This is a genomic window from Collinsella sp. OF02-10, assembly GCF_003463445.1.
GTDB lineage: Bacteria > Actinomycetota > Coriobacteriia > Coriobacteriales > Coriobacteriaceae > Collinsella.
Genome location: NZ_QSCW01000003.1, coordinates 141762 through 151626 on the forward strand (window position 1 = coordinate 141762; position 9865 = coordinate 151626).

Consider the following 9865-nt stretch of genomic DNA (forward strand, 5'->3'; position numbering starts at 1 on the left):
GCTCGCGCGCCTTTACGCGTGCCAGATCTCGTCGCGGTACTCGCGAATGGTGCGGTCGCTCGAGAACCAGCCGGAGGAGGCGGTGTTGAGCAAGGCCTTGCGGTTCCAGGTTTCCTGGTCGCCGTAGCTGCCGGTGAGCTTCTCCCACGCATCCACGTAGCTGCGGAAGTCTGCCATGACCAGGTCGGGGTCGTTGTTGTTCATGAGCTCGTTGTAGATGCTCTCAAAGTTGCCCGAAAGGCCTGCAAACGTGTTGTCCTTAAGCTCGTCCATCACGCGGCCCAGACGCTCGCGATCGTTGTTGAGCGTATCCCACGCAAAGTAGCTGTTCGATGCCCAGAGCTGCTCGACCTCGGGGGCGGTCAGGCCAAAGATGGCCTCGTTCTCGCGACCGGCCAGGTCGGCGATCTCGATGTTGGCGCCGTCGAGGGTGCCCAGCGTAATGGCGCCGTTCATCATGAGCTTCATGTTGGACGTGCCCGAGGCCTCCTTACCGGCCGTGGAGATCTGCTCAGAGATCTCTGCGGCGGGGTAGATGAGCTGAGCGTTGCTCACGCGGAAGTTGGGGATAAAGCAGACCTTCATGACCTCGTTCACACGGGCGTCGTTGTTGATGACCTCGGCCACGGAGTTAATGAGGCGGATGGTCTCCTTGGCAAAGGTATAGCTCGAGGCAGCCTTGCCGCTAAAGATGAAGGTCGTCGGCGTCACGTGGAAGTTGGGATTGGCGATGCGACGGTTGTAGATGTCCATCACCTTCATGATGTTCATGAGCTGGCGCTTGTAGGCGTGGAAGCGCTTTACCTGAACATCGAAGACGGTGTTGGGGTCGATAACCAGACCGGTCTCGGCCTTAACGTAGGCGGCCAGGCGCTCCTTGTTGGCGCGCTTGGAGGCGCCTACGGCCTTCAGGAACTCGGTGTCGTTCTGGAACTCCTTGAGTTTCTCCAGCTCAAAGGCGTCCTTCAGCCAGCCGTCGCCAATGGCCTCGGTCACGAGCTTGGCATAGGTGGGGTTGGCCTCGGCAAAGAAGCGACGGTGCGAGATGCCGTTGGTCTTGTTGTTGAACTTCTCGGGCGTCAGGGCATAGAAGTCCTTGAGCACGATGTTCTTGATGATGTCGGAGTGGATCTTGGCCACGCCGTTGACGCTGTGGCTGCAGATCACGGACAGGTTGGCCATGCGAATCTCGCCGTCCCACAGAATGGCGGTCTGGCGCAGACGCTCCTGCCAGCCCTCCTGTGTAGTGTCGAACGACTCGTGCCAACGACGGCTGATCTCGTCGATGATCTGGTACACGCGGGGAAGGAGCTTGGAGAACGTGCCGATGGGCCACTTCTCCAGAGCCTCGGGCAGGATGGTGTGGTTGGTGTAGCTCACGACCTGCGTCACGATGTTCCAGGCGTCATCCCACTCGAGCTTCTTCTCGTCGATGAGGATGCGCATGAGCTCGGGGCCGCACATGGCGGGGTGCGTGTCGTTGGTGTGGATGGCCACAAACTGCGGCAGCAGCTCCCAGTTCTCGCCGTGCTCCTTCTCAAAGGTGTCGAGCAGACTGTAGATGCCGGCCGAGACAAACAGGTACTCCTGCTTCAGGCGCAGCAGACGGCCGTGCTCGCCGGCGTCGTTGGGGTAGAGAATGGCGCTGATGGCCTCGGCCTCGGCGCGCTCGGCATCGGCCAAGGCGTAGTCGCCGCGGTTGAAGGCCTCAAGGTCAAAGTGCTCCTCGACCGGCTCGGCGGCCCATACGCGCAGCTTGTTGACGGTCTCGCCGGCATAGCCCACCACGGGGATGTCGTAAGGAACGGCCAGGATGTCCTGCGTGTCCACCGTGCGGTAGAACGTGCGGCCGTTCTCCTCAAAGCCCTCGACGTGGCCACCAAACTTAATGGTCACGGCCTTGTCCTGACGACGGACCTCCCAGGGATAGCCGTGCGTGAGCCACTCGTCGGTGGCCTCGACCTGACTGCCGTTGACGATCTCCTGCTTAAACAGGCCGTAGCGGTAGCGCATGCCGTTGCCGTAGCCGGCAATGCCCTCGGCTGCCATGGAATCCAGGAAGCATGCGGCCAGACGGCCCAGGCCACCGTTGCCCAGCGCCGGATCGGGCTCCTGGTTCTCGATGACGGACAGGTCAAAGCCCATGTCGCCGAGCGCCTCGGCGACCATGTCGCGAACGCCAAAATTGAGCAGGTAGTTGTCGAGCAGGCGGCCGATCAAAAACTCGATCGAGAAGTAGTACACGCGCTTCTTGCCCTCGGCGGTGACGCGGGCGTCACTCTTGGTGGCAACGGTGCGTGCCTTCTCGGCCACGAGCTTGGCCAGGGCGTTAAAGCGGTCCAGGTCGCTGGCGGCCTCGACGCTCTTGCCGCTGATGCTCATGACGGCATCGCGATAGAGCTCGGTAAACTCCTGCTTGTTGTCGAAGATCTTATTCATACGTTCCTTTCCCCCGGGGATGTTTCTCCCGGAACGGTTATGACTTGTATCCTACGCCCCCGCGGGGCGGGTAATTGCAGCTGTAACGCTTTTGTTACGCATCCTTGGCAGATGGCTTAACAGAAGCAGACTTTGCCTTGGTAGCGCCCTTTTTGGTGGCTGCCTTTTTGGCCGTGGTGGACTTGGCCGAAGCCTTGGCAGCGGGCTTGGTAGCCTTCGCCTTAGCTGGAGCCTTCTTAGCAGCCGCGGCCTTGGGCTTTACCGAGGACGAGCGCTTACGCGTCGCCTTCTTGGGCTCCTCAACCACGGGCGGCTTGTAGCTGCTGGGGCCGCGGCGCTTAAGCACCACGCCTGCCAGGCCGGGCACCTTGATCTCGATGGAGTCCATCTGCCCGTTCCAGGGATAGGGCTCGCTCGAGCAGGTGTAAGGTTCCTCGCCGGCATAGCCGCTGCCGCCAAACTCGGGACGGTCGGAATCGAAGATGACCTCCCAGTCACCCTCGCGCGGCACGCCCACGCGGAAGCTCTCGTAGCTCGCGGGGTCAAAGTTGATCAGGATCACCAGGTCGTCGTCGATGTCCTCGCCCTGGCGCACAAAGCTCACGATGGACTGCTTGGAGTTGTCCGCATCGATCCAGGTAAAGCCGTCGTCGGTGTAGCCGCGCTCGTACAGGGCGGGCTCGGCGGTGTATAGGTGATTGAGCGCCTTGATAAACGCCTGATGATGACGGTGGGTCTCGTACTCCTCGGTCAGGAACCACTGGATGGACTCGTAGTAGCGCCACTCAATAAACTGGCCGATTTCGTTGCCCATAAAGTTGAGCTTGGCACCGGGGTGCGTCATCTGGTAGAAGGCCAGCGTGCGCAGACCGGCAAACTGGCGCCACCAGTCGCCCGGCATGCGGCCGATGAGCGAGCACTTACCGTGCACGACCTCGTCGTGGCTCAGCGGGCAAATGAAGTTCTCGGTAAAGGCATACATAATGGAGAACGTGAGCAGGCCGTGGTTGCCGGGTCGCCACGGAAAATCGGTCTGCATGTAGTGCAGGGTGTCGTTCATCCAGCCCATGTCCCACTTGTAGTGGAAGCCCAGGCCGCCGTCTTGCGGCGGGTAGGTCACGAGCGGCCACGCTGTGGACTCCTCGGCCATCATCATCACGTCGGGGAAGTGGGCCTCCACGGCGCAGTTGACCTGGCGGATAAACGCGCTGGCGTCCAGGTCCTCCTCGGTACCGTACTTATTGAACTTCTTTTGGCCGGGATCGTCGATGCCAAAGTTGAGGTACAGCATGCTGGACACGCCGTCCATGCGAATGCCGTCAACATGGAAGTTCTCGAGCCAGTACAGCACGTTGGAGACCAGGAAGGAGCGGACCTCGCCACGGGCGAAGTCGAACTTGTGCGTGCCCCAGTTGGGGTGAATCTCGTGCTCAAACAGCATATGGCCGTTAAAGGTAGCAAGGCCGTGGGAGTCGGCGCAAAAACCGCCAGGCACCCAGTCCATGATCACGCCAATGCCTGCCTCGTGGCACGCATCGATAAAGTGCATGAGCTGCTGCGGGTCGCCATAGCGCGACGTGGCGGCATAGTAGCCGGTCGTCTGGTAGCCCCAGGAGCCATCGAAGGGATGCTCCATAAGCGGCATGACCTCGATATGCGTGTAGCCCATGTCGTGCACGTAGTCCACGAGCTCGACCGACAGGTCGTCGTAGGTGTAGAACTCGCCGCGCTGCGCGGGGAAGGGGTCCATGGGACCGGGGTAGTTGCCGTACTCGTCCGGCTCGCCCTGTGGCGCGTCGCCGTGGCGCTTCCACGAGCCAATATGCACCTCGTAGATGTTAAGGGGCTGCGACATGTGGTTATGACTGGCGCGGCGCTTGAGCCATGCGGCGTCGTTCCACTTGTAGCCATCGAGGGTCCACAGCACGCTTGCCGTTCCCGGAGGGCACTCGGCCTTGAAGGCGTACGGATCGGCCTTGTAGAGCTTCTCGCCCTCGTTGGTCTCAATGAGATACTTATAGAGCTGACCTTGTTCTGCGCCAGGAATAAAGCCTTCCCAAATAGCGCTCGTATGCACGGGCACCAGAGGGTTGGCTTCCTCATCCCAGTCGTTAAATTCACCAATGACATGCACGCTCTTTACATCGGGCGCCCAAACGCAAAAGCGCCAGCCGCGCGTACGGTTCTGCGTGTCGGGGTGCGCGCCCATCTTTTCCCAGCTGCGCTCCCACGTGCCGATGCCAAACAGGTAGACATCGTCCTTGGAGAGTTCCGGTGCGTGCGGGGCGGCTTTACGGGTAGCGGGCTTTTTAGTTGCTGGCTTTAGCTTTGTATCGCTCACGTTTGATCCCATCATGACGCGGCAGCGTGTTGCCTTGGTGACTAGATGCGAAAGGTCCAAGGCTGCACGAATCGAAGGGACGGCGATAGTTCTATGATTCGTTCCACCTCGCGTGCTCGGTGGAACTTTCGGCACGAAATACGATAACACCTGTTCGTTACTTTTATGGAGAAAAGTGGATTTGCGGCTGTGTTTAATCGGCGAGCGCCATGTTTAGACCACTGGCAGAATTGCGATGGTAAAACTCTTGACAGTTTTACCAATTAGGGTTTCAAGATTGTTAGTCTGACGTTTGGTAAAACGTTTTTAGCAGGATGTTTACCATTTGACATCGAAAGGTTCGTTTATGTCCCAGACCGCTGCTCCCAATGTCGCTTTTATTTTCGATTGCGACGGAACACTGGTTAATAGCACCCCCGTTTGGGCCTATGCTCAGCCCGAGTTATTGCACCGCCACGGAGTTGACGTAACGGTCGACGATTTTGCCCAATTTGAGCATTTGTCGCTCGAGGACGAGTGCCAGGCCTACCACGACACCTGGGGCATTGGAGCGAATGGCGAGGAGCTGTATCGCGAGCTGAGCGACATCCTGATCGATGGCTACTCCAAGGTGCCGCCGCGCGAGGGGCTCTTGGCATTTTTGGAGCAGGCGAAGGCGGCGGGCATTTCCATGTGTGTGGCTACGTCCACGCCGGCCGAGCTGGTTAAGTCTGCGCTTGCGGGAGCCGGGCTCGACGTTTACATGGAGTTTGTTACCACGACGGGCGAGGCAGGACGCTCCAAACAGTTCCCCGATGTGTACGAGCTGGCGCTGCGCCGCCTGGAGGAGCGTCATGGGCACAAGTTTGAGCGCGCTTGGGTGTTTGAGGACGCCGTCTTTGGCCTAAAGAGCTCTGGGGTCGCCGACTTTAAGCGCGTGGGCATCTATGACCCGCACGGCCGCATGAAGCGCGGCGATGTGCGCGACAACTGCGATATCTTTATCGACAGCTATGAGGACCTGGATTTGGCCCGTTTACTTTCGTTTGAGGGATAGGCGAGGGCTGTGGCTTGCAAGGTATTAGTGGTCTGCGGCTCGCCCGTGGTTGCGAGCGCGGATCTGTTGCGTAGGCTAGCGGGGGAGTGCGACCACGTTGTCGCCGTGGACCGCGGGCTCGACGCGCTGCTGGGCGCCGGCATGAACTGCGACGTATATGTGGGAGATGCCGATACGGTGGGCGATGCGGGTCGCGCGTTGGTCGATGCCGCCACCGACTTTGAAGTTGAGCGCCACGACCCATACAAGGACTATACCGATCTGGCGCTGGCGCTTGATTCCGTCCGCCGTCGCTGGCCAGGTGCCGAAGTGGTAGCAACCTGCGCCACCGGCGGCCGTCCGGATATGGCGCTTTCCGTACTGGGGCTGCTCGCTGGCTATGAGGATGCCCCGGTCTGGATTGCTGAAGACGAGACCACGGCCCGCATCCTCCACGCAGGCGAAACGTGGACCATCGAAGGCACCGAGGGCAAGACTTTCTCCATCATCGCCATAGCCCCTGGGACGGTTGTAAGCGAGCACGGCCTAGAGTGGGAACTAGATCACAGCTCTCTGGACCTGCTAGCCGACACAGGCATCAGCAACGTCGTTAGGTCAACAGCCACGATCCGAGTCCACACCGGCACCGCCATCGCTTACCTATATCAATAGGCTCAATAGGCATTTAAAGTCTGACCCAAAAAAGTCCTTGCACGTCGCGCCAACTTCCCCTATAGTATCTCCTCGTCACGGGGGCGTAGCTCAGCTGGGAGAGCGCTTGACTGGCAGTCAAGAGGTCAGGGGTTCGATCCCCCTCGTCTCCACCATTGTTAATGTAAGGCCACTCAATTGAGTGGCCTTTTTTTATTTGCATATGATTTTTAACGGCCTGAACTGCATATTTGCAAAATTTGCAAATTGCTTTCCTGTTCAAGTTTGCCGTCTGCAGTAGTTGTCCAACAAGCCGCCTCAAAATGCGTTTAATCTGTAGCCGGACGTGCCTAGTCTGCGATGAGCATCTTCACAATGCAACGCCCATGCCCACACGCCCGCAAAATGTTGTGCAATTAATTTCCCAGTTCTGTACATTATTCGTAAGCACCACGTAAATCCTTTTGCGTATTAAAGCCGAGGTTTGCCTGCATTTACTCGGGCGCCCGTTGCAACACCCCATTAACCTGCGTCAACGTGAACAACTTAGGCAAACAACCCCCCAAGCACGGATTTGTCGCATATGTTGTCCAACGCAACCCAAATCAGTTTCGCTATCAGCTTGTGCTAGGATACCTAACGTTACATGAGTTCAACTGTGCTCACGGCTCCAGCAAGCCACAAAGCGCAGGGTCGATCAGCATCCGGCCGTAACGGCGGTGTTAGAAAAAACCAAGAGCTCCAATATCGATTGCCATGCACTTTTTTCACTTGCTTTTGCGGATATTTATAAGTTCGCTTGAGTCAGTGCAATGAGTTGTTAAGGCGAACCACAGCAGCCTTCAGCTGTTTGCGTGCGGTCCAGTTTTGTTCCCGCTTGACTGGTTCGCACGCAGCCAGCTGGGGTCGCGGTTAGTTTTGCGATACACGTCCGCGACTCTAGCAACTGCACTCATACATACCGTTCACGGTGGGGCAGAGCCACGTGCTTGTCTGACTGGGCTCAGGGTTTGAATATGGAGCGCCTTCGCGCACAAGCGCCCTGGCGAAGCCATGCCCAAACCCAGCGAGCCACACGTAAGACAGCAAGGGGGTGGTGCTCGTGTGGTATGTGATCCAGGTCATCAACGGTCGCGAAGACGTAATGCGCGAGCGCATTGAGCGCATGGTGCCGGCCGTCGCCATGCAGGAGCTCTTTTATCCCCAATTTCAAACCGAGATCAAGGTACACGGCGAATGGCTCAATACGACCAAGCCACTCTTTCCCGGTTATTTAATCTGCGATACGGCAGATCCCCGCACCGTGCAACAGTATCTGGTACGTATGGACGACTTTGCCCGGGTGCTTTCCCAGGATGGTCAGTTTGTGCCGTTGGCAAAAGAAGAGGTTCAGCTTATTGGCGGCTTTACGCATAGGGGAGACCGCGTAGTGCCCATGAGCGAGGCCTTAAAAGACGGCGACCAGGTCGTAGTGACGGCAGGTCCGCTGCTGGGCCACGAAGGCCTTATCAAAACCATTAACAGACGCAAGAGCACAGCTTATTTGGAGCTCGATCTGTGCGGCCGACGCGTAACCACCCGCGTTGGCCTTGCCGTGCTTTCAAACGAGCAGCGCGTCATGCGCAACCTTAAAAAGGAGATCGCCTAAGTGCGGGCGGTTGCTACACAGAACAGGGAGGATCCCCGACCCGGGGACGAAGTGGTGGAAGAGAAAGTGTCAGATAAAACTGAATATGTAATGGACTTGTCCAAAGTCACAAGATTATCTAGTGCAACAGAGTTTCCGCCTCCTGTCGAGAACCCAGCTCCTGCTAAGGGTTTCGTAGCAACTGGCACCTACAAGGCGCCTGTGCCGGACTCGTCGTGTGCCGCCCCCAAGAAAGGTGGGCCAGGCTACCTCGCTGTGAAACGTGCATTCGACATTGTTTTCTCGGCGGGTGTTTGCGCAGTTCTTTTGATTCCCGTTGCGACTGCATGCGTTGCAATTGAGATCGACACCCCCGGCAAGCCGTTCTTCCGCCAGGAGCGTATCGGCAAGAATGGAAAACCGATATACATATTTAAGTTGCGCACCATGGTGTCGGATGCTCACGAGCATCCGGAGAAGTATATGACTTCCGAACAGCTGGCTCAGTGGAAACGCGAGCAGAAGGTCGACGATGACCCACGCATTACGCGCGTTGGTCGCTTCCTGCGACGCACCTCGCTCGATGAGTTGCCGCAGTTCATCAACGTGCTCATGGGTGACCTCTCTGTCATTGGCCCCAGACCGGTGACGCTCGAAGAGACTTACGAGTATGGAGATGCCCGTGATGAAGTGCTCTCCTGCAAACCGGGGATCACCGGCTGGTGGGCGGCCACTGACCGTAATGACTCAACGTGGGCTAGTGGCCAGAGACAGGCTCGCGAGTTATTTTATGTGCGCCATCAATCGGTTGGCCTAGATGCTCGCGTGTTTATTAAGACCTTCAAGGCAATGAGGAAGGGCAAGTGATGGCTCCCTCCTTGAGCGTAGTCATACCAACCTTAAATGCGGCGGGCGAGATTGATGAGCTGTTGACCCTCATCGAAACTCAGACCCTCAGGCCCTCCGATATCTTGGTGGTTGATTCATCCTCCGAAGATGGCACCGTTGACGAGGTCGCCAAGCATCCTCGGGTTAACTTCGTTCGCATAGAACGTAAGGAATTCAATCACGGTTCGACTCGCGACATAGCTTTGAGGCGCACTGCGGGTGATTTCGTTTGTTTTCTCACACAGGATGCTGTGCCCGCTTCCAGTCGCTACCTGGAAACGCTTGTCGAACCGTTACTGGTCGATAACTCTGTCGCGCTCGTGAGCGGAAGGCAGCTCCCCAAGGCCAATGCCCGTCGTTTTGAACAACTGGTTCGTGATTTCAACTATCCCGACACACCGTCTGTTCGGTCAAAAGGCGATCTCGAGAAATTTGGGATTAAGGCGTTCTTTGCATCTGACACCTGTTCTGCCTATCGACGGACCGCATATCTCGAATGCGGTGGATTCGATCATGTCAACACCAATGAGGACATGCTCATGGCCGCCAAGTTTATCGCCTCGGGTATGAAGGTCGCTTACGAGCCGCGTGCGGAGGTCTATCACTCGCATAACTTGACGCCATCCCAACAGTTTGCCCGCAACCGTGCCGTCGGTTTCTTTCTCGAAACGCATGCGGACGATCTCATGCATGCAAGTGAGATCGGTGAAGGGGGCCGGCTCGTCAAAGCGGTCTCCTCTCAGCTCCTTCGGGAGGGCAATCTGATCGAGTTCATCGCCTTCGGTGTTGACTGCTGCGCCCGACTTCTCGGAAATCGCGCTGGCCGCAGGGCCGCAAGAAAAGAAAGGCTATAGCCAATGAAAGGCATCATCCTCGCCGGCGGGTCCGGCACGCGCCTGTACCC

At 57.9% G+C, this 9865-nt stretch carries 7 protein-coding genes and 1 tRNA gene; 6 read left to right on the forward strand and 2 right to left on the reverse strand.

Features of this window, described 5'->3' with window-relative positions; translation table 11 throughout:
• Positions 1–12 precede the first annotated feature (12 nt).
• The gene (locus DXA43_RS02970; protein ID WP_117806216.1) at positions 13–2439 is read right to left on the reverse strand and encodes a glycogen/starch/alpha-glucan phosphorylase; all 2427 of its coding nucleotides are present in this window, start codon (positions 2437–2439) and stop codon (positions 13–15) included.
• Between the two features lie 94 nt (positions 2440–2533).
• Positions 2534–4795 (reverse strand): 1,4-alpha-glucan branching protein GlgB, encoded by a 2262-nt coding sequence (gene glgB / locus DXA43_RS02975; RefSeq protein WP_117806217.1) that lies wholly within the window; start codon positions 4793–4795, stop codon positions 2534–2536.
• A 331-nt stretch (positions 4796–5126) separates the two neighbouring features.
• On the opposite strand from glgB, the gene DXA43_RS02980 reads away from it, so the two are divergent.
• The 6 genes from DXA43_RS02980 to DXA43_RS03005 all read left to right on the forward strand — a co-directional run bounded on the left by DXA43_RS02980 (position 5127) and on the right by DXA43_RS03005 (position 9815).
• Entirely contained in the window at positions 5127–5816 is a 690-nt protein-coding gene (locus tag DXA43_RS02980; RefSeq protein ID WP_117806218.1) for an HAD family phosphatase, read from the forward strand.
• Positions 5817–5825: 9 nt separating this feature from the next.
• A complete protein-coding gene (locus DXA43_RS02985) occupies positions 5826–6467 on the forward strand; it encodes a thiamine diphosphokinase (RefSeq protein ID WP_117806219.1) in 642 nt (213 codons plus the stop codon).
• A gap of 79 nt (positions 6468–6546) precedes the next feature.
• A tRNA-Ala gene (locus DXA43_RS02990) sits at positions 6547–6622 on the forward strand.
• Between the two features lie 920 nt (positions 6623–7542).
• Positions 7543–8094 carry an antiterminator LoaP gene (gene loaP / locus DXA43_RS02995; protein ID WP_233540002.1) on the forward strand — a complete coding sequence of 184 codons (552 nt, stop codon included), beginning with the start codon at positions 7543–7545 and terminating at the stop codon, positions 8092–8094.
• A gap of 54 nt (positions 8095–8148) precedes the next feature.
• Complete coding sequence (locus DXA43_RS03000) at positions 8149–8940, forward strand: sugar transferase (protein ID WP_233540003.1); 792 nt, start codon at positions 8149–8151, stop codon at positions 8938–8940.
• Positions 8940–9815: a glycosyltransferase family 2 protein gene (locus DXA43_RS03005; RefSeq protein WP_117806221.1), complete on the forward strand. Its 876-nt coding sequence runs from the start codon at positions 8940–8942 to the stop codon at positions 9813–9815. Before DXA43_RS03000 ends, DXA43_RS03005 begins: the two co-directional genes overlap by 1 nt.
• Positions 9816–9865: the final 50 nt, after the last annotated feature.

Excerpts from the sequence above, each read along its gene's own strand:
- DXA43_RS02970 (WP_117806216.1), bottom strand. The coding sequence starts at position 2,439 with ATGAATAAGATCTTCGACAACAAGCAGGAGTTTACCGAGCTCTATCGC.
- glgB (WP_117806217.1), bottom strand. The coding sequence starts at position 4,795 with ATGATGGGATCAAACGTGAGCGATACAAAGCTAAAGCCAGCAACTAAA.
- DXA43_RS02980 (WP_117806218.1), top strand. The coding sequence starts at position 5,127 with ATGTCCCAGACCGCTGCTCCCAATGTCGCTTTTATTTTCGATTGCGAC.
- DXA43_RS03005 (WP_117806221.1), top strand. The coding sequence starts at position 8,940 with ATGGCTCCCTCCTTGAGCGTAGTCATACCAACCTTAAATGCGGCGGGC.